This is a genomic window from Variovorax sp. Varisp53 (assembly GCF_059491555.1).
The window spans coordinates 3,294,511-3,312,880 of sequence record NZ_CP168512.1 but is presented as its reverse complement, the minus strand read 5'-3'; the positions used below and the strand labels follow the sequence as shown (position 1 = coordinate 3,312,880).

The window sequence follows — 18,370 nt, the reverse complement described above, 5'->3', positions numbered from 1 at the left end:
CCTTAGGCGCGTAGCTCAGCTGGTTAGAGCACCACCTTGACATGGTGGGGGTCGTTGGTTCGAGTCCAATCGCGCCTACCAATTTCTGCTTCAGCCCCGGCCAACCACCGGACCCGTTGAACAGAGCATGCACCGGGTTCCCCGGTGCGCATATCGTCCCATTTGCGGTGATTCAGAAGAAGCCCTCGGCCATGTTGTTGTGCTACCTTGGCCTCTCTGCATCCTCATTCCATTTTTCTTGACAAGCGATCCGATGAATACGCGATCAACGCTGGTTGATCGGGCTCATGCCGACAAGCGCCTTGCGGCGCTGATGAGGCAGGCTCCCATCGAGTTTGCGCGTGCTGTCTACGGCATCAACGACCACGCGGGCGGACGCACCGACACGATGGCGGCGCGCGAAGTGGCGCGTGCCCAACGCCAGGGCATGCCCTTGACCGAAGAGCGCGCCGAACAGCGCGCTCGTGCCTACCTGCCGACCGTGGGGCAGGAGCACTGTCCGCGCTGCTGGGTGGTCTACGGGCAAAAAACACCGCTGCGTTTTCGGGAGGCCGACGAAGAGCGGCCCGAGTCGGCCGCCTGCCATGCGTGCGGCGCGGAGTACGCAACATCGTTGGATTGAGGAAGGCGGCGAGCCCGGTCAGGGTAAACCTTGTCGCGGCGCAACAAAACCGCTCCCTAGAATCATCCGATGACATGGGCGTCCATGTGAAGGAGTCCGCAGTGCAGAGCAAGAAGTCCGGGGTCAAGCCGGTACAGCGTGTGATCAAGAAGTACCCCAACCGAAGGCTCTACGACACCGAGACATCCACGTATATCACGCTGACCGAGGTGAAGCAGCTGGTCATCCAGAACGCCCAGTTCGTGGTGCGCGATGCCAAGACGGGCGACGACCTCACTCGCAGCATCCTGCTGCAGATCATTCTCGAAGAAGAGGCGGGCGGCGCGCCGATGTTCACCGAGCAGGTGCTGGCCAACATCATCCGGTTCTATGGGCAGGCTATGCAGGGCTACATGGGGCCGTATCTCGAGAAGAACATCCAGGCCATGACCGAGGTGCAGGCGCAGTTGGCCGAAAAGGCCGAGGGGCTGACGCCCGAAATGTGGTCGCGCTTCATGACCATGCAGTCTCCGATGCTGCAGGGGCTGATGGGCAATTACGTCGAGCAATCGAAGAACGTTTTCTTGCAGATGCAGGAGCAGATGCAGAAAAACACCGAACAGGTACTGGGGGCCTTTGGCATCAAGCGCCCTTGAATACCCAGCCGTCACCGATAGCTGGGACAATAGAGGCATATGAGCGAAGTTGCCTCCCCCGAACGTACGGCCACGCCGGCCGCCCCCAAGGTCGGATTCGTGAGCCTGGGCTGCCCCAAGGCCCTTACCGATTCCGAACTGATCCTGACCCAGCTGAGTGCTGAGGGTTATCAAACCGCCAAGACTTTCGAAGGCGCCGATCTGGTGATCGTCAACACCTGCGGCTTCATCGACGATGCCGTGAAGGAGAGCCTGGACACCATCGGTGAGGCTTTGGCCGAGAACGGCCGCGTGATCGTCACTGGCTGCCTGGGCGCCAAGACTGGCGATCAGGGGGGCAACCTGGTGCGCCAGATGCACCCGAGCGTGCTGGCCGTGACCGGTCCGCATGCCACGCAGGAGGTGATGGATGCGGTGCATGCGAACCTGCCGAAGCCGCACGACCCGTTCATCGACCTGGTGCCGAACACCTTCGGCGTTGCCGGCCTCAAGCTGACGCCGCGCCACTACGCCTACCTGAAGATCAGCGAGGGCTGCAACCATCGCTGCACCTTCTGCATCATTCCCTCGATGCGCGGCGACCTCGTGTCGCGGCCGGTCGGAGATGTTCTGAGCGAGGCGAAGGCCCTGTTCGAAGGCGGCGTGAAAGAACTGCTGGTGATCAGCCAGGACACTTCGGCCTATGGCGTCGACGTGAAGTACCGCACCGGGTTCTGGGATGGCAAGCCGGTCAAGACCCGCATGCTCGAATTGGTGCGCACGCTGGGTGAAATCGCCGAGCCGTATGGCGCGTGGGTTCGCCTGCACTATGTGTACCCGTACCCGAGCGTCGACGAGATCATTCCTCTGATGGCGAGTGGCCAGGTGCTGCCGTACCTCGACGTGCCATTGCAGCACAGCCATCCCGATGTGCTGAAGCGCATGAAGCGTCCGGCCAGTGGCGAGAAGAATCTGGAGCGGCTGGCGCGCTGGCGCGAGGTGTGCCCGGAGCTTGTGATCCGCAGCACCTTCATCGCCGGTTTTCCTGGCGAGACGGAGCAGGAATTCGAGCATCTGCTCGACTTCATCCGGGAAGCCGAGATCGACCGTGCCGGTTGCTTTGCCTACAGCCCGGTCGAGGGCGCGACCGCCAACGACATTCCCGGCATGCTGCCCGAGCCGGAGCGTGAAGCGCGTCGCGCTCGCTTCATGGAGGTGGCGGAGGCCGTATCAATCGCCAAGCTGCGGAAGCGTGTTGGCTCGACGATGCAGGTGCTGGTCGATTCGGCGCCGGGCATGGGCCGCAAGGGTGGGGTGGGGCGCACGTACGCCGATGCGCCGGAGATCGACGGCACGGTTCGCCTGCTGCCGCCCGAGAAGATCAGCAAGACGCTGAAGGTGGGCGAGTTCACTCGCGCCCGCATCGTGGGCGCCGAGGGCCATGACCTGATCGCGCTGCCTGTTTGATGCTTCAGATTCAAGCGGATAAGAAAAAAGCCACCGGAGGCCGGTGGCTTGAATCGAATGACCTGGTAAGGGTCTTGTTGAATCTGGTGCCCAGAAGAGGACTCGAACCTCCACGATGTTACTCGCTAGTACCTGAAACTAGTGCGTCTACCAATTCCGCCATCTGGGCTTGTTTTTGCTTTTCAGCAAAGATTGCGATTATACATATTTTTGCGAAGCAACTTTGCTGCGCCGGCTGCTCGATGCAAATTCAAGCAGCCATGAAAAAAGCCACCGGAGGCCGGTGGCTTGAATCGAATGACCTGGTAAAGGTCTGTTTAAACTTGGTGCCCAGAAGAGGACTCGAACCTCCACGATGTTACTCGCTAGTACCTGAAACTAGTGCGTCTACCAATTCCGCCATCTGGGCCCACAGAACTGCCGAAGCAGTTATGTTTTGAATTTCAGGAAAGAAGGAGATCATATCAAAAATAATGTCACTTCCAGCGGCTTGCTGGATGAATTCGAAGGAACGGTCCAAGGGCATCGCGACGGGCACGGCTTCGTGCAGCGCGACGACGGCGAAGCAGATATCTACCTGCCGCCGAACGAGATGCGCGCGGTGCTGCACAAGGACCGCGTCAAGGCGCGCGTCGTGCGACAGGATCGCCGTGGCCGCCCCGAGGGGCGCGTGGTGGAGATCATCGAGCGCCCCGAGCAGCCCATCATCGGCCGCCTCTTGCATGAAGGCGGCATCTGGCTCGTCGCGCCAGAAGACAAGCGCTACGGCCAGGACGTCCTGATTCCCAAGGGCGCAACCGGTCCTGCAAAGGTGGGGCAGGTGGTGGTCGTGCAACTCACCGAGCCGCCGGCGCTGTTCGGCCAGCCGGTGGGCCGCGTGAAGGAAGTGCTGGGCGAGATCGACGACCCTGGCATGGAGATCGAGATCGCCGTGCGCAAGTACGGCGTGCCGCACGAGTTTTCCGCAGAGTGCCTGGCCGAGGCCAAGGCGCTGCCCGAGAAGGTCCGTCCCGCCGACAAGAAGGGGCGCGTGGACCTCACCGACATTCCGCTCGTCACCATCGACGGTGAAGACGCGCGCGACTTCGACGACGCCGTGTACTGCGAGCCTGCGAAGGTGGGCCGCGGCAAGGGCTGGCGCCTGCTGGTTGCGATTGCCGACGTCAGCGCCTATGTGCAGACGGGCTCTGGCATCGACATTGACGCCTATGACCGCGCCACCAGCGTCTACTTCCCGCGCCGCGTCATTCCGATGCTGCCCGAGAAGCTGTCGAACGGCTTGTGCTCGCTGAACCCCGAGGTCGAGCGCCTGTGCATGGTGTGCGACATGCTCGTGGCCGCAGACGGCGAGATCTACGCCTACCAGTTCTATCCCGCCGTGATGTTCAGCCATGCGCGCTTCACGTACACCGAAGTGGCGGCCATCCTCGGCAATACGCGCGGCCCCGAAGCCGCCAAGCGCAAGGACCGCGTCAAGGATCTGCTGAACCTCGCCGATGTCTACAAGGCGCTGCTCAAGCAGCGCGGCAAGCGTGGCGCGGTCGACTTCGAAACCACCGAGACGCAGATCATCTGCGACGATGCCGGCCGAATCGAGAAGATCGTTCCGCGCACGCGTAACGAAGCGCACCGCCTGATCGAGGAAGCGATGCTCGCGGCCAACGTCTGCAGCGCCGACTTCATTGCCGAAGGCAAGCACCCGGGCCTGTACCGCGTGCATGAAGGCCCGACGCCCGAGAAGAAGGAAATCCTGCGCGGCTACCTGAAGGCGATGGGCGTCGGCCTGAGCATCACCGACGACCCCAGGCCGGGCGAGTTCCAGGCGATTGCCGATGCCACTAAAGAGCGCCCCGACGCGCAGCAGATCCACACCATGCTGCTGCGCTCGATGCAGCAGGCGATCTATACGCCGATCAACAGCGGCCACTTCGGCCTGGCCTACGAGGCCTACACGCATTTCACGAGCCCGATCCGGCGCTATCCGGACTTGCTGGTGCATCGCGTGATCAAGGCGATCCTCGGCAAGACGCGCTATCAGTTGCCGATGCTGCCCACGCCCGGCGAAGCGCATGCCAAGCTGGCCAAGCGGCTTGCGTCGCGCGTGAAGGCGCCGACCAACAAGCCGCAGAAAGCCGCCGTGGCGCCAAGCAAGGAAGTGCTGGCATGGGAGGCCGCGGGCCTGCATTGCAGTGCCAACGAGCGCCGCGCCGACGAAGCCAGCCGCGACGTCGAGGCATGGCTCAAGTGCAAGTACATGCGCGAGCACCTCGGCGAGGAATACGGCGGTGTGGTCACGGCCGCCACGACCTTCGGTATCTTCGTCACGCTCGATGCGATGTACGTCGAGGGCCTGGTGCACATCACCGAGCTTGGCGGCGAGTACTTCAAGTTCGACGAGATGCGCCAGGAATTGCGCGGCGAGCGCACCGGCATCCGCTACGCCATCGGCACGCGGGTGCGGGTGCAGGTGAGCCGTGTCGACCTGGACGGCCGCAAGATCGACTTCCGCCTCGTGCGCGAAGGCGAGGAACTGGCGACCCGTGCCATGAAGGACAAGGGCGTGACATCGGGCGTGCCGGTCAAGGCCTCGGCCAAGCGCAGCACGCGCCACAAGGCTGAAGCCGGCAACGCCGAGCCGCGCGCGGAGCGCGGTTCCTCGCCCACGGCCGGACCGCAGTCGGCAATGCAGGCCTTCAAGTCGGCGGTCAAGAAGGCCGCCAACAAGATGAAGGGGCGCAAGCCGCGTCGCTGAAGCCCAGGCCGCACGAACCATCGACCAACCCAAGAAGAGAAAGAGGCACACAGCATGAGCGCTGAAGACAACAAGGGCCGCATCGCCATCGTCACGGGGGCGGGCTCCGGCATCGGCCGCGCCGCCGCACTGGCGCTGCTGGGCGACGGCTGGAGCGTGGCTCTGGCGGGGCGCCGCATGGAGCCGCTGGAACAGGTGGCACAAGAATCGGGTGCCGGCGCGCGCGCCTTCGCGGTGCCGACCGACGTGGCCAATGCGGACTCGGTGCAGGCCCTGTTCGCGGCCACGGTCGAGCGTTTCGGCCGTGTCGACCTGCTGTTCAACAACGCCGGCGTGGGCAACCCGCCGGGCCCGTTCGAGGACTGGACGCCCGCGCAGTGGCAGGGCGTGGTCGACATCAATCTGACCGGCATGTTCTTCTGCATCCAACAGGCGTTCCGCACGATGAAGTCGCAAACGCCGATGGGCGGCCGCATCATCAACAACGGCTCCATCTCGGCCACCGCGCCGCGGCCGAACTCGGCGGCCTATACGGCGACCAAGCATGCGGTCGAAGGGCTGACGAAGACCGCTTCGCTGGACGGCCGCAAGTACGACATCGCGGTGGGGCAGGTCGACGTCGGCAATGCCATGACCGAGTTGGCCGCGCGCATGGCCAAGGGTGTGCCGCAAGCCAACGGCGAACTTGCGATCGAGCCGCTGATCGACGTCAAGATCGTGGGCCAGTCGGTGCTCTACATGGCAAACCTGCCGCTGGAAGCCAACGTGCTGTTCCACACCATCATGGCGACGAAGATGCCCTTCGTCGGGCGCGGCTAGGGGCAGTCAGGAGGGCGCACGGCGGGCCAGCGCGCCGGCCGTGAGCGGGGCGGCACCGGCCGGCCAGGTGTCGGCGATGTGGCCGTGCTGCCAGACGGCTTCGTGCGCCGCTTCGAAGGCTGGCTGGCGCATGGCCAGTGCCGCGCCGATCATGCCGGCCAGCACGTCGCCTGTGCCGGCCGTCGCGAGGCGCGCGTTGCCGGTCAGGCTGATGGCGGGTGGCGCGCTGCCGGCGTCGGCAACCACAGTGCCTGAACCCTTGAGCAGTGTCACGACACCTAAGTCCACGGCGTGTCGGCGGGCCGCGGCCAGCCTGTCGGCCTGGACCTCGCCGACCGTGCAGCCCAGCAGTCGCGCCGCTTCCAGCGGATGCGGCGTGATCACGGTGGGTGCTCCGCCTTTTCCTCGCAATACCAATTGGGCTTGCAGCGCGCTATCGGCTGCGATGGCGTTGAGTGCGTCGGCATCGAGCACCAGTGCGGCCGCCGTCGAGAGAACGCGCGGCAGCAGTTCGGCCACCGCCTCTGCACCTCCGCATCCGCACACTGCCGTCATGCCCGACAGGTCGAGCGTTCGGGCGTCGCGCAGCATCAGTTCAGGTTGCGCGATGTCGACGGGGGCCGCGCTCGGATCGAGCAGCCCGACGAAGACGCGCCCCACACCGCTGTGCAAAGCCGCCGACCCGGCCAGCAGCGCGGCTCCTGCCATGCCGGGCGCGCCGCCGATCACCGCGACATCGCCAAAACTGCCCTTGTGCGAGGCATGTGCGCGCCGCCGAGTTTCAGGGGCCCCGGCGATCCGGGCCGCGGGTTGATCCTTGAATGCGCCGCAACCCAGATTGTCGAACCACACGGCGCCTGCCGCATCGCGGCCCTGGGCCGTGAACAGGCCGGGCTTCAGCGTGAGGAAGGTGATGCAGCTGCGCGCCGATGATTGGGCTGGTTCGATGCCGTGGGTTAGCGTGCCCGTGTCGGCATTCAGGCCCGATGGCACGTCGACGCTGAGCACCGGCCGGGCACTTGCATGCATCTCCGCCAGCCATTCGGCCATCGTGCCTTCGGGGGGCCGCGTCGATCCGATGCCGAGCAGCGCGTCGATGGCCAGCTCATAGGCCGAAGGCGGTGTCGATGCGAATGTCACGCCTGCGTCGCGGGCACGCTGCAGCGATGCCTTGGCGTCCGGCGGCAAGCGGCCTTCATCCCCGAGGAAGGTGACGACCGGAAAGAAGCCCCTGTGCCGCAACTGCGCGGCGGCCTCGAAGCCATCGCCGCCGTTGTTGCCTGGCCCGCAGGCCACCCAGATCGTTCGTGCATGCGGCGCGATCGCCATGGCCAGCCGTGCGACTGCGAGGCCGGCACGCTGCATCAGCGCGTGCGCGGGCAGGGCGGCCGCCGCAGCCTGTTCGATGCGGCGCGTGGCGGCGATGTCGAACAGCTCGGCAATGGTGGCGGACGTGATGCGTTGCATCGGCGCATTGTGCCGTCGCGTCCCTATCATCCGGGGATGAATCTCAAGAGCGTCGCCTGGGTGCTCGTCCTGTTTTGCGCGGCGCTCGTCTTCTTTGTGGCTGCGACGATGTCGTGGATTGCAGGGCTGGGATGGGTCCTGGGCCTGCTGTGCGGCGTGTGGGGCGTCTTTCTGCTGGCCGATTTGAAGCGATGGGTGGCTTTGCGGGACCTGGCATGGGCCGCCAATGTCGGCTTCGGCATCAGCGTGGTCCGCTGGTTTGACGTGCCGTCCGAAACCGTTTCCGGTCTGACGCGCCTCGCGCTGCTGAGCGCTGATGCGCTGTGCCTGGGCTTCTTTGTGCTGGTCGGCCCCGGTTTGCTGGGATGGATTGCGCAGAAACTCCGGCCGCCGCCGGAGCCCGCGTTGCCCGTCGAGCAGCCGGCCAGCCCCGAGTGCCTGCGCCGGTGGGGCCCTAAAGACTGAGCCGTTCGACGCCCAGGCCTTCGAGGTCGATGCCCGGGTCCTGTCCGGCGATCAGGTCGCCCAGCACGCGCGCGCTGCCGCATGACAGCGCCCAGCCGCTCGAGCCGTGGCCGAGATTGAGCCACACGCCGGGGATACCGCTTGCGCCCAGCACGGGCGGGCCGTCGGGCAGCATCGGCCGCGCGCCTTTCCACTGCTGCACGCCGGACTGTAGCGTGGCCGCGCCCGGGAACCAGTCGTGCAACACCTTGTAGAGCGTCTGCACGGCGGCCGGATTCGTCGTGTCGAGCGAGCCGCCGATTTCGGCGCCGCCGGCCACGCGCACGCGCTGGCCCAGGCGGGAGATGGCAACCTTGTAGCGCTCGTCCATCACCGCGCAGCGCGGTGCATTGAGCGGTTCGCGGATCGGCGCGCTGATCGAATGGCCGTAGACCGGCGCCATCGGGATGCGCAGCCCCAGCGGCCGCAGCAGCGACGCCGATGCCAGGCCGGCGCACATCACGACTGCGTCGTAGCGCACCGGATCCGAGCCGCTCGCCAAAGACAGCGAAGTGGGCGCCGCGCGGCTCAGGGGGGCGATGTCGCAGTTGAAGTGAAACTGAGCACCGAGCGACTCGGCCTCCCACTTGAGCAGCAGAGCGAACTGCCGGCAGTTGGCCACTTCATCGTCGGGCAGGTGGATGGCGCCCGCCAGCGGGGAGTCGGGGTTGAGGGCCGGCTCGATCAGCCGGGCCTCGTCTGCATCGACTTCCTTGAAGGCGCTGCCGGCCGCGCGCAGTACGTCGAGCCCGGGCTGCACCAGTTTCTTTTCGCGCTTGGAACGCAGCAGCACCAGGTAGCCGTCGCTGCGTTCGTAGCTGAGCTCGCGCGCCTCGGTCACTTCGTGCAGGCGGTTGCGGCTGTAGAAGGCCAGGCGCTGCATGCGTGCGCGATTGGCGAGGTAGGTTTCGAGCTTGCAGGCCTTTTGCCAGCGCGACAGCCAGCCGAGGTCGCGCGAAGCGAGCGGCCAGCGCAGCTTGACGGCGCCGTGCGAGGACAGCAGCGAGCGCAGCACCTTGCCGCGCATGCCGGGGGCGGCCCACGGCGTGACGTACCCGGGAGCGACCACGCCGGCGTTGGCGAAGCTGGCTTCTTCTGCGGCGGCGCCCCTGCGCTCGAACACGGTCACTTCATGGCCGTCGGAAACCAGTTCCCAGGCGGTGGTGACGCCGACGATGCCGGCGCCCACGATCGCGATTTTCATTGAATTTTCTGGATAAGAGAGATGGTTGGCGCCCGTGCGTTGGGCAGCGTCGGCTGCTATTTTTGCAGCGTGCGCTCGGCCTGGAGCGCAACTGCGAGCACGGCGTCGTCGTGCAGCGCGGCGTGCCACAGCATCAGGCCGACCGGCAGTTCGCCGTCGGCGTGGCAGGGCAGCGAAATGGCGCAGCCGTCGAGCATGTTGACGATCGATGGATTGCGCAGCAGCAGTGCATTGACGCGGAAGAATTCGTCGTCGCGCTCGGCGCCCGGCGCCACGCTGGCGATGGACGGCGCGGTGATCGGCACGGTCGGCGACAGGACGGCGTCGAACGGGGCGAGCGCGGTTTCGACACGGGCGATCCAGTCGCGGCGGGCATGGATCAGGTCGATGTATTCGTGCGCTTTCATCGTGGCACCGCGCAGGATGCGCTGGACCACGCGCGGATCGTAGCCTGCACCGCTGCGCTCCAGCAGCAGGCGGTGCCAGGCGTACGACTCGGCTGCCGAGAAACCGCCGGTGGCGTTGATGGTGGTCAACTCGGCCAGTTCGGGCAGTTCGATCTCGACGATGCGGGCGCCGGCGGTCCGCAATGCCTTCAGCGAGCGCTCGAAAGCGGCGGCCACGGCGGGTTCGGCGCCGTCGAAGAATACGTTTTTCACCACCGCCAGCCTGTAGGCGGCCAGCGGGGCGTTGCCGGCGGTCACGCGCCGCGCGGCGAGGATTTCGTGCGCCGTGATGGCGTCGCGCACCGACCGCGTCATGGCGCAAACCGTGTCCAGGGTGGTCGAGAGCGGCAGTGCGCCTTCCGCAGGCGTTAGCCGGGCCGTGTTCTTGAAGCCGACGATGCCGTTCAGCGCCGCCGGGATGCGGATCGAGCCGCCGGTGTCGGAGCCCAGCCCGATGAACGCAGCGCCGCTGGCCACCGACACCGCTGCGCCGGAGGACGAGCCGCCCGGGATGCGGGGCGTGGCGGCGTCGCACGCGTTGGCCGGCGTGCCGTGGTGCGGATTGACGCCGACGCCCGAGAAGGCGAACTCCGTCATGTTGGTGCGGCCGGTCAGCACGCCGCCCGCGGCGCGCAGCCGTGCCACGGCGAGGGCGTCGGCCTTGGCCGCGGGCGCATGGGCCAGCACCGCGGAGCCGGCGGGCGTTGGCTGGCCTTCAACATCGAACAGGTCCTTCGCGGTGAAGGCCAGTCCGGAAAGGCGGCTGTCGGGGGGCGACGCGGCGGTGGTCTGGCGGGCCTCGTCGAACATGGTGCGGGTGAAGACGTGCACGCAGGCCGGGGATTGGGCAATGCCGATGGCGTGCTCCATTTCGGTGCGGGCATCGGAGCCACCTGTCAGAAGGGTGAAACGAGTGGCGTGAAGATCGTTCATGGGCGCTGCGGATGCCGTGAGGCGGCTCGGTTTCGAGGGAGAAGGGGCGGCGGCCGTGCTATACTCTTTGGGTTTCGCTGGCAAAGCGACGGCTTTCGTTGCATCCAGCCAGACACATCCGCAAACCGGCCCAATCAAGGTGTTGTGACTCCGTTCAAAAGAGCACAAAACGGGCTGGATTTTAGACCCAACCTTTGGAGTAATTTCAATGTCTACCACCATGCGCGAAATGCTGGAAGCAGGTGTCCATTTCGGTCACCAAACCCGCTTCTGGAACCCCAAGATGGCCCCGTTCATCTTCGGCCATCGCAACAAGATCCACATCATCAACCTGGAAAAGTCGCTCCCGATGTTCCAGGACGCGATGAAGTACGCCAAGCAGCTCACCGCCAACCGCGGCACGATCCTGATGGTCGGCACGAAGCGCCAGGCCCGTGAAATCGTGGCTGCCGAAGCTCGCCGCGCCGGTGTGCCTTTCGTCGACACCCGCTGGCTGGGCGGCATGCTGACCAACTTCAAGACCGTCAAGACATCGATCAAGCGTCTGAAGGACATGAAGGCCCAGCAGGAAGCCGGCCTCGACTCGCTGAGCAAGAAGGAGCAACTGACCTTCTCGCGCGAAATCGAGAAGCTCGAAAAGGACATCGGCGGCATCCAGGACATGACCGCGCTGCCCGACGCCATCTTCGTGATCGACGTGGGCTTCCACAAGATCGCCGTGGCCGAAGCCAAGAAGCTCGGCATTCCGCTGATCGGTGTGGTGGACTCCAACCACTCGCCCGAAGGCATTGACTACGTGATCCCCGGCAACGACGACTCGTCGAAGGCTGTCACGCTGTACGCCCGCGGCATCGCCGATGCGATCATCGAAGGCCGCAACAGCGCCACCGGTGACGTGGTCAAGGCCATCGCCGAAGGCAGCGACGAATTCGTCGAAGTCGAAGAGGGCGCTTCGGCCTGATTGGCGCGCTCGCGAGCCTGAAGAAGGGGCTTTGGTGCCCCTTTTTTTTAACCTGATTTTTGGATTTACGGAGATACAACAATGGCTGCAATCACCGCAAGCATGGTCGGCGAACTGCGCGCAAAGACCGACGCGCCGATGATGGAATGCAAGAAGGCCCTGACCGAGGCCGACGGTAACATGGAAAAGGCCGAAGAGCTGCTGCGCATCAAGCTCGGCAACAAGGCTGGCAAGGCATCGGGCCGCATCACTGCCGAAGGCGTGGTCACGGCATTCGTCGATGGCGCTGCCGGCGGCATGATCGAAATCAACTGCGAAACCGACTTCGTCACCAAGAACGACAGCTTCCTGGCCATGGCCAACGCTGCCGCGATGCTGGTCGCCAAGAACAACCCGGCCGACATCGCTGCGCTGGGCGCGCTGCCCTACGAGCAGGACGGCTTCGGTCCGACGCTCGAGGACGTGCGCAAGGGCCTGATCGGCAAGATCGGCGAGAACATGAGCTTTCGCCGCTTCAAGCACTTTGCCGGCAACGGCAAGCTGGCTTCGTACCTGCACGGCACGCGCATCGGCGTGATGGTCGAGTTCGAGGGCGACGACACGTCGGCCAAGGACGTGGCGATGCACATTGCCGCCATGAAGCCGGTCGCCATCCAGGCGTCGGACGTGCCTGTCGAACTGATCGAAAAAGAGCGCGCCGTGGCTGCCGGCAAGGCTGCCGAAGACCGCAAGGTGGCCGAGGCCGAAGGCAAGAAGCCGCAGCCCGACGACATCGTTGCCAAACGCATCGAAGGCGGCGTGCAGAAGTACCTGAAGGAAGTCTCGCTGCACAACCAGCCGTTCGTGAAGAACGACAAGCAGACCGTCGAGCAGATGCTCAAGGCCGCCGACACCTCGATCAAGGGCTTCACCCTGTACGTGGTCGGCGAAGGCATTGAGAAGAAGGTTGACGACTTCGCTGCGGAAGTTGCCGCGCAGGTCGCAGCAGCCAAGGCCGCTGCCTAAGCCTTTCGGGCTCCAGCGACGGCGCGCCAACGCGTGCCGTCGCTTTTTCATCGCTACGTTTTACACTCGTCCCCGCCAAATCAAAGGAAATTGCCCATGTCTGATGCCCGCCCAGCCCACAAGCGAATCTTGTTGAAGCTGTCGGGAGAGGCATTGATGGGCGATGACGCCTTCGGCATCAACCGCGCCACCATCGTGCGCATGGTGCAGGAAGTGGCCGAGGTTGTGAACATGGGCGTCCAGGTGGCGGTCGTGATCGGGGGCGGCAACATCTTCCGCGGCGTCGCGGGCGGCTCGGTCGGCATGGACCGCGCCACGGCCGACTACATGGGCATGCTGGCCACCGTGATGAACTCGCTGGCGCTGGCCGACGCAATGGACAAGCAGGGTCTCGTGGCCCGCGTGATGTCCGCCATTGCCATCGAGCAGGTGGTCGAGCCCTATGTGCGCCCCAAGGCCCTGCAGTACCTCGAAGAGGGCAAGGTCGTGGTGTTCGCGGCCGGCACGGGCAATCCGTTCTTCACCACCGATACGGCTGCCGCGCTGCGCGGCGCCGAGATCGGTGCCGAGCTCGTGCTCAAGGCGACCAAGGTCGACGGCGTCTACACCGCCGATCCCAAGACCAACCCCGATGCAACGCGCTACGCCACGCTGACTTTCGACGAGGCGATCGCAAAAAATCTCGGCATCATGGACGCCACGGCTTTCGCGCTGTGCCGCGACCAGAAGCTGCCGATCAAGGTGTTCTCGATCCTCAAGAACGGTGCGCTCAAGCGCGTCGTGATGGGCGAGGACGAGGGCACGCTGGTGCATGCCTAGGAGTATTTGAGATGACCATTGCAGACATCCGCAATGCGACCGACGCGAAGATGAATCAGTCGCTCGCCGCATTCCAGAACAACCTCACCAAGATCCGCACGGGCCGCGCAAATTCGGCGCTGCTCGACTCGATCCACGTCGAGTACTACGGCTCGCAGGTGCCGCTGAGCCAGGTGGCCAACGTGTCGGTGCTCGACTCGCGCACCATCAGCGTCCAGCCCTGGGAAAAGGGCATGGGCGCCAAGATCGAGAAGGCCATTCGCGAAAGCGACCTGGGCTTGAACCCCGCCTCGATGGGCGACCTGATCCGCGTGCCGCTGCCCGCCATGAGCGAAGAGCGCCGCAAGGAAATGACCAAGCTGGTTCGCAACGAAGGCGAAACCGCCAAGATCGCCACGCGCAACCTGCGCCGTGATGCGAACGAGTCGGTCAAGAAGCTGGTCAAGGACAAGCTGGCCTCCGAAGACGACCAGAAGCGTGCCGAAGCCGAGATCCAGAAGGTCACCGACCGCCACATCGCGGAAATCGACCGCCTGGTCGCGGCCAAGGAAGCGGAGATCATGGCCGTTTGAGGCCTGTCATGGCCTCGTCAGCGCCGCGCATTCCCCACCACGTTGCCATCGTCATGGACGGCAACGGTCGTTGGGCGACGCGACGTTTCCTGCCTCGCGTTGCGGGGCACAAGCAGGGCGTCGAAGCGCTGCGGCGCTGTGTCAAGGCCTGCGCCGATCGCGGCGTGGGCGTGCTGACGGTGTTTGCGTTCTCGTCCGAGAACTGGAACCGGCCCGTCGAGGAAGTCTCCGGGCTCATGGAGCTGATGGTCGGGGCGCTCGCCCGCGAGGTGCCCAAGCTCAGCAGCGACGGTGTGCGGCTGCATTTCGTCGGCGAGCGGGGCGGGCTGTCACCGAAGATGGTGAAGGGCCTGGTCGACGCCGAGGTTGCCACGGCGCACAACACGCGCATGGTGCTCAACGTCTGCTTCAACTACGGCGGGCGCTGGGACATCGCGCAGGCTGCCGCCAGGTTGGTGGCGCAGGGCGAAGCGATCACCGAGGTCAGCCTCGACCGCGCCATGGCCCTGGCCCATGTGCCCGACCCCGACCTGTTCATCCGAACGGGCGGCGAGCAGCGGTTGTCCAATTTCCTGCTCTGGCAGAGTGCCTACGCCGAGCTTTTCTTCAGCGACAAGCTGTGGCCCGAATTCGACGAGGCCGCGCTGGACGAGGCGATTGCCGCGTTCCAGGGCCGCGAGCGCCGCTTCGGCCAGACCTCGGCACAGGTTTCGACGGCTGCGGCCTGAAGACCTCACAACTTCACGCATGCTCAAACAACGCATCCTCACGGCGATCGTGCTGCTCGCGATCCTGCTGCCGGCGCTGTTCTATCGAAACTACATCCCATTCGCCTGTGTGATGCTCGTGCTGATCGGTGCGGCTGCGTGGGAGTGGGGGCGTCTCAACGGCTACGGCCAGAAGGTGTCGCTGTTCCTGGGTGCCGAGACCGTGGTGCTTTGCGGGCTTTCGTGGTGGCTGGGCCTGCTCGAACAACCGTTGATCCTGATGTGGACCCTGGCCAGCGCGGCCTGGGTGCTGGGCGGCGCGGCGCTGCTGCGCGTGGCGGTGCCGGGTTGGCCCCGCATTCCGCGTGGGCTGCGGCTGGTCGGCGGCCTGCTTGCGCTCTGGGTGGCGTGGCTTGCCGCGGTGCAGGCGCGCATGATCGGCATCAACTTCCTGCTGTCGATCCTGGTGCTGGTGTGGGTGGCCGACGTGTTCGCCTATTTCGCCGGCCGTGCCTTCGGCCTCAGGTTCACGCGCAACAAGCTCGCGCCCGCGATCAGTCCCGGCAAGAGCTGGGAAGGTGTCTGGGGCGGCATGATCGGCGTGGTGGTGCTGGCCTTTGCCTGGGTCTGGGCCGACAAGGCCACCGGCGCCGCCGTGGCCAGCCTCTACACCCGTCTCAACGAGCGTGGCTGGTGGCTCTTGCTGCTCGCCGCGTTGTTCCTCTCGGCCATGAGCGTCGTGGGCGACCTCGTCGAATCTCTCATCAAGCGCAGTGCCGGCGCCAAGGACAGCAGTCGGCTGTTGCCCGGCCACGGTGGTGTTCTCGACCGCGTGGATGCCCTCTTGCCGGCGCTTCCTATTGCCATGATGCTGGCTTTCCTGTGAACTCAACCAGAAGACAACGCGTCACGGTGCTCGGCTCGACCGGCTCGGTCGGCGTGAGCACGCTCGACGTCATTTCGCGCCACCCCGAGCGCTTTGAGGTGTTCGCGCTTTCGGCTGCCACCAAGGTCGACGAGTTGCTGGCGCAGTGCGCCCAGTTCTTGCCGCGGTTCGCCGTGATGGCCAGCGCGCCGCATGCCGCGATACTGGCTGAAAAGCTGAAGCAGAACAGCCTGAAGACGGTTGTCCTGATGGGTGACGGTGCTCTCGAAACGATAGCGTCCCACGACGAAACGGATGCCGTCATGGCCGCCATCGTCGGTGCCGCGGGCCTGGGGCCGTGCCTGGCCGCCGCGCGCGCCGGCAAGCGCCTGCTGCTGGCCAACAAGGAAGCGCTGGTCGTCGGCGGCGAGCTCTTCATGCGTACCGTGCGCGAGGGCGGCGCCACGCTGCTGCCTATCGACAGCGAGCATTCAGCCATCTTCCAGTCGCTGCCCGAAGATCCATCCACCTGGGCACGGCGCATCGACAAGATCATCCTGACCGCCTCGGGTGGCCCGTTCCGTACGCGTGCCCCGGAAACCCTGGGCACGGTAACGCCCGAGCAGGCCTGTGCCCATCCGAACTGGGTCATGGGCCGCAAGATCTCGGTCGACTCGGCCACCATGATGAACAAGGCGCTCGAAGTGATCGAGGCGCGTCACCTGTTCGGCGTCTCGCCCGAGCAGATCGAGGTCGTCATCCATCCGCAGAGCGTGGTGCACTCGATGGTGCAGTTCACCGACGCCTCGGTCATCGCACAGCTCGGTACGCCCGACATGCGGGTGCCGATCGCGGTGGGCCTGGCCTGGCCCGAACGCATCGAGAGCGGCGCCGCGCGGCTCGACTTCCGCCAGATGGCCTCGCTGACCTTCGATGCGCCCGATGCAGCGCTCTTTCCAGGGCTGGGCCTGGCATGGCACGCGCTGCGCGCCGCGCCGGGCACGACGGCGGTGCTCAATGCCGCCAACGAGGTTGCGGTGGAAGCTTTCCTGAGCCACCGCCTTCGGTTCGATTGCATTCACGCGGTCAACATGGAAACTTTGGAAGCAGTCTCTCCCTCCAAGCCGGCATCGCTGGCCGACCTGCTGGCGATCGATGCCAGCGCCCGTGCGGCGGCCAATGCCGCTGCGCTGCGCTTCGCAGCCTGACGTACCCCCCTCAAGAGACCAAGGATCCCGATGCTGCTCACAGTCATAGCCTTCGTGGTCGCGCTCGGTGTCCTGATCGCGGTGCACGAATACGGGCACTACCGCGTGGCCGTGGCCTGTGGGGTCAAGGTCGAGCGCTTCTCCGTCGGATTCGGCAAGGCGCTGTTCCGCTGGCAGCCGAAGCGCCAGCACCCGGGGCAGCAGACCGAATTCGTCATCGGCGCCTTTCCGTTGGGCGGCTACGTCAAGATGCTCGACGAGCGCGAAGGGCCGGTAGCGCCCGAAGAGCGTCATCGCGCCTTCAATACTCAGCCTCTGCGTTCGCGAGCGGCCATCGTCGCAGCGGGGCCTATTGCCAATCTGCTGCTGGCCGTCGTGCTTTACACCGCGGTCAACTGGATCGGCGTGCAAGAGCCGGTCGCCAAGCTGGCGCGGCCGGTGGCGGCTTCGCTGGCCGAGGCAGCGGGCCTGCGCGGTGGCGAACAGATCACCCGGGCGGGCTTCGATGGCGACCTTTCGCCGGTGCAGTCCTTCGAGGACCTGCGCTGGCGCATGACCCGCGGCGCGCTGGACGGACACGACCTGACGCTCGAAGTGGCGGGCGAAGGCGGCCGGCCGGTGCGGCAACTGGTGCTGCCGCTGAGCCGCATGGAGGCCAAGGACGCCGATCCTCAGATGTTCCGCAAGATCGGCGTGCTGGCACCCCTGACCAAGCCCGAGATCGGTGAAGTCATGGCGGGTAGCGCCGCCGAGGGTGCCGGTCTTCGCAACGGCGACCTCGTGCGTGCCATCGGAGGCACGGCCATCGTCGACGGGCAGCAGCTGCGTGAAGCGATCCGGGCGTCGGTCGACGGCGGCCAGCCGCGCACGCAGGTCTGGCAGGTCGAGCGCGGTGGCCGGTTGCTTACGATCGAAGTGAAGCCCGAGGTGCGGGAAGAGGGTGGCAACAAGGTCGGCCGCATCGGCGCGTACGTTGGTGCGCCGCCCGAAATGGTGACGGTGCGCCAGGGGCCGGTCGACGGTGTCTGGCGCGGCGTGGTGCGCACCTGGGAGGTCTCCGCGCTGACCGTGCGCATGATGGGCAAGATGGTCATCGGCGAGGTCTCGCTCAAGAACCTGAGTGGTCCGCTCACGATCGCCGACTACGCGGGCAAGTCCGCAAGCCTCGGCTTCACTCAGTATCTGATCTTCCTGGCGCTCATCAGCGTGAGCCTCGGGGTCCTCAATCTCATGCCGCTGCCGGTCCTCGATGGAGGACACCTGATGTATTATCTTTGGGAGGGCCTGACCGGCAAGAGCGTCTCCGACGCTTGGATGGAACGGCTTCAGCGCGGGGGTGTGGCCCTGCTGCTGGTCATGATGTCGGTCGCACTCTTCAACGACGTCACGCGGCTCTTTGGTTAAC

General features: G+C 65.5%; 17 protein-coding genes and 3 tRNA genes. 15 read left to right on the top strand and 5 right to left on the bottom strand.

The window, feature by feature from the left end; translation table 11 throughout:
* The first annotated feature begins 4 nt into the window (after positions 1–4).
* The 4 genes from ACEOAB_RS15505 (at position 5) to rimO (ending at position 2,703) form a co-directional block, all read left to right on the top strand.
* A tRNA-Val gene (locus tag ACEOAB_RS15505) sits at positions 5–81 on the top strand.
* Between the two features lie 172 nt (positions 82–253).
* Positions 254–622, top strand: a complete 369-nt coding sequence (locus ACEOAB_RS15500; protein ID WP_056592625.1) for a hypothetical protein — start codon at positions 254–256, stop codon at positions 620–622.
* A 74-nt stretch (positions 623–696) separates the two neighbouring features.
* Positions 697–1,257: a polyhydroxyalkanoate synthesis repressor PhaR gene (gene phaR, locus ACEOAB_RS15495; protein ID WP_007837005.1), complete on the top strand. Its 561-nt coding sequence runs from the start codon at positions 697–699 to the stop codon at positions 1,255–1,257.
* 39 nt (positions 1,258–1,296) lie between these two features.
* Entirely contained in the window at positions 1,297–2,703 is a 1,407-nt protein-coding gene (gene rimO, locus ACEOAB_RS15490) for a 30S ribosomal protein S12 methylthiotransferase RimO (RefSeq protein WP_056592627.1), read from the top strand.
* 84 nt (positions 2,704–2,787) lie between these two features.
* Here rimO and ACEOAB_RS15485 read toward each other — a convergent pair.
* Both ACEOAB_RS15485 and ACEOAB_RS15480 read right to left on the bottom strand, forming a co-directional pair.
* Positions 2,788–2,872, bottom strand: a tRNA-Leu gene (locus ACEOAB_RS15485).
* Positions 2,873–3,027: 155 nt separating this feature from the next.
* Positions 3,028–3,112 (bottom strand) — tRNA-Leu (locus tag ACEOAB_RS15480).
* A gap of 81 nt (positions 3,113–3,193) precedes the next feature.
* Here ACEOAB_RS15480 and rnr point away from each other — a divergent pair.
* A complete protein-coding gene (gene rnr, locus ACEOAB_RS15475; RefSeq protein ID WP_413749401.1) occupies positions 3,194–5,455 on the top strand; it encodes a ribonuclease R in 2,262 nt (753 codons plus the stop codon).
* 54 nt (positions 5,456–5,509) lie between these two features.
* A complete protein-coding gene (locus tag ACEOAB_RS15470; protein ID WP_413749402.1) occupies positions 5,510–6,274 on the top strand; it encodes an SDR family oxidoreductase in 765 nt (254 codons plus the stop codon).
* Positions 6,275–6,280: 6 nt separating this feature from the next.
* Here the strand turns inward: ACEOAB_RS15470 and ACEOAB_RS15465 are convergent, their stop codons facing one another.
* Entirely contained in the window at positions 6,281–7,741 is a 1,461-nt protein-coding gene (locus ACEOAB_RS15465; protein ID WP_495652947.1) for an NAD(P)H-hydrate dehydratase, read from the bottom strand.
* 36 nt (positions 7,742–7,777) lie between these two features.
* Between ACEOAB_RS15465 and ACEOAB_RS15460 the strand changes: the two genes are divergently transcribed.
* Positions 7,778–8,206 carry a hypothetical protein gene (locus ACEOAB_RS15460; RefSeq protein ID WP_413747919.1) on the top strand — a complete coding sequence of 143 codons (429 nt, stop codon included), beginning with the start codon at positions 7,778–7,780 and terminating at the stop codon, positions 8,204–8,206.
* On the opposite strand, the gene ACEOAB_RS15455 is transcribed toward ACEOAB_RS15460, so the two are convergent.
* Together ACEOAB_RS15455 and ACEOAB_RS15450 are read right to left on the bottom strand one after the other, a co-directional pair.
* Positions 8,196–9,449, bottom strand: coding sequence for a D-amino acid dehydrogenase (locus ACEOAB_RS15455; RefSeq protein ID WP_495652946.1), 1,254 nt, complete (start codon positions 9,447–9,449; stop codon positions 8,196–8,198). The genes ACEOAB_RS15460 and ACEOAB_RS15455 overlap by 11 nt on opposite strands.
* 56 nt (positions 9,450–9,505) lie before the next feature.
* Positions 9,506–10,828: an amidase gene (locus ACEOAB_RS15450; RefSeq protein WP_495652945.1), complete on the bottom strand. Its 1,323-nt coding sequence runs from the start codon at positions 10,826–10,828 to the stop codon at positions 9,506–9,508.
* Positions 10,829–11,036: 208 nt separating this feature from the next.
* Here ACEOAB_RS15450 and rpsB point away from each other — a divergent pair, with 208 nt between their 5' ends.
* The 8 genes from rpsB to rseP all read left to right on the top strand — a co-directional run bounded on the left by rpsB (position 11,037) and on the right by rseP (position 18,369).
* A complete protein-coding gene (gene rpsB / locus ACEOAB_RS15445; protein ID WP_007836997.1) occupies positions 11,037–11,789 on the top strand; it encodes a 30S ribosomal protein S2 in 753 nt (250 codons plus the stop codon).
* Between the two features lie 81 nt (positions 11,790–11,870).
* On the top strand, positions 11,871–12,794 hold the full coding sequence (tsf, locus tag ACEOAB_RS15440; protein WP_007836995.1) for a translation elongation factor Ts: 924 nt from the start codon (positions 11,871–11,873) through the stop codon (positions 12,792–12,794).
* Positions 12,795–12,890: 96 nt separating this feature from the next.
* Entirely contained in the window at positions 12,891–13,613 is a 723-nt protein-coding gene (gene pyrH / locus ACEOAB_RS15435) for a UMP kinase (protein ID WP_007836993.1), read from the top strand.
* Between the two features lie 11 nt (positions 13,614–13,624).
* A complete protein-coding gene (gene frr / locus ACEOAB_RS15430; protein WP_056592642.1) occupies positions 13,625–14,185 on the top strand; it encodes a ribosome recycling factor in 561 nt (186 codons plus the stop codon).
* A gap of 8 nt (positions 14,186–14,193) precedes the next feature.
* Positions 14,194–14,913 carry a polyprenyl diphosphate synthase gene (uppS, locus tag ACEOAB_RS15425; RefSeq protein WP_056518791.1) on the top strand — a complete coding sequence of 240 codons (720 nt, stop codon included), beginning with the start codon at positions 14,194–14,196 and terminating at the stop codon, positions 14,911–14,913.
* A 19-nt stretch (positions 14,914–14,932) separates the two neighbouring features.
* On the top strand, positions 14,933–15,778 hold the full coding sequence (locus ACEOAB_RS15420) for a phosphatidate cytidylyltransferase (protein ID WP_056592645.1): 846 nt from the start codon (positions 14,933–14,935) through the stop codon (positions 15,776–15,778).
* Positions 15,775–16,965, top strand: a complete 1,191-nt coding sequence (ispC, locus tag ACEOAB_RS15415) for a 1-deoxy-D-xylulose-5-phosphate reductoisomerase (RefSeq protein WP_056592648.1) — start codon at positions 15,775–15,777, stop codon at positions 16,963–16,965. The genes ACEOAB_RS15420 and ispC overlap by 4 nt, the downstream gene beginning before the upstream one ends.
* A 30-nt stretch (positions 16,966–16,995) precedes the next feature.
* The gene (gene rseP / locus ACEOAB_RS15410; RefSeq protein ID WP_056592652.1) at positions 16,996–18,369 is read left to right on the top strand and encodes an RIP metalloprotease RseP; all 1,374 of its coding nucleotides are present in this window, start codon (positions 16,996–16,998) and stop codon (positions 18,367–18,369) included.
* Position 18,370: the final 1 nt, after the last annotated feature.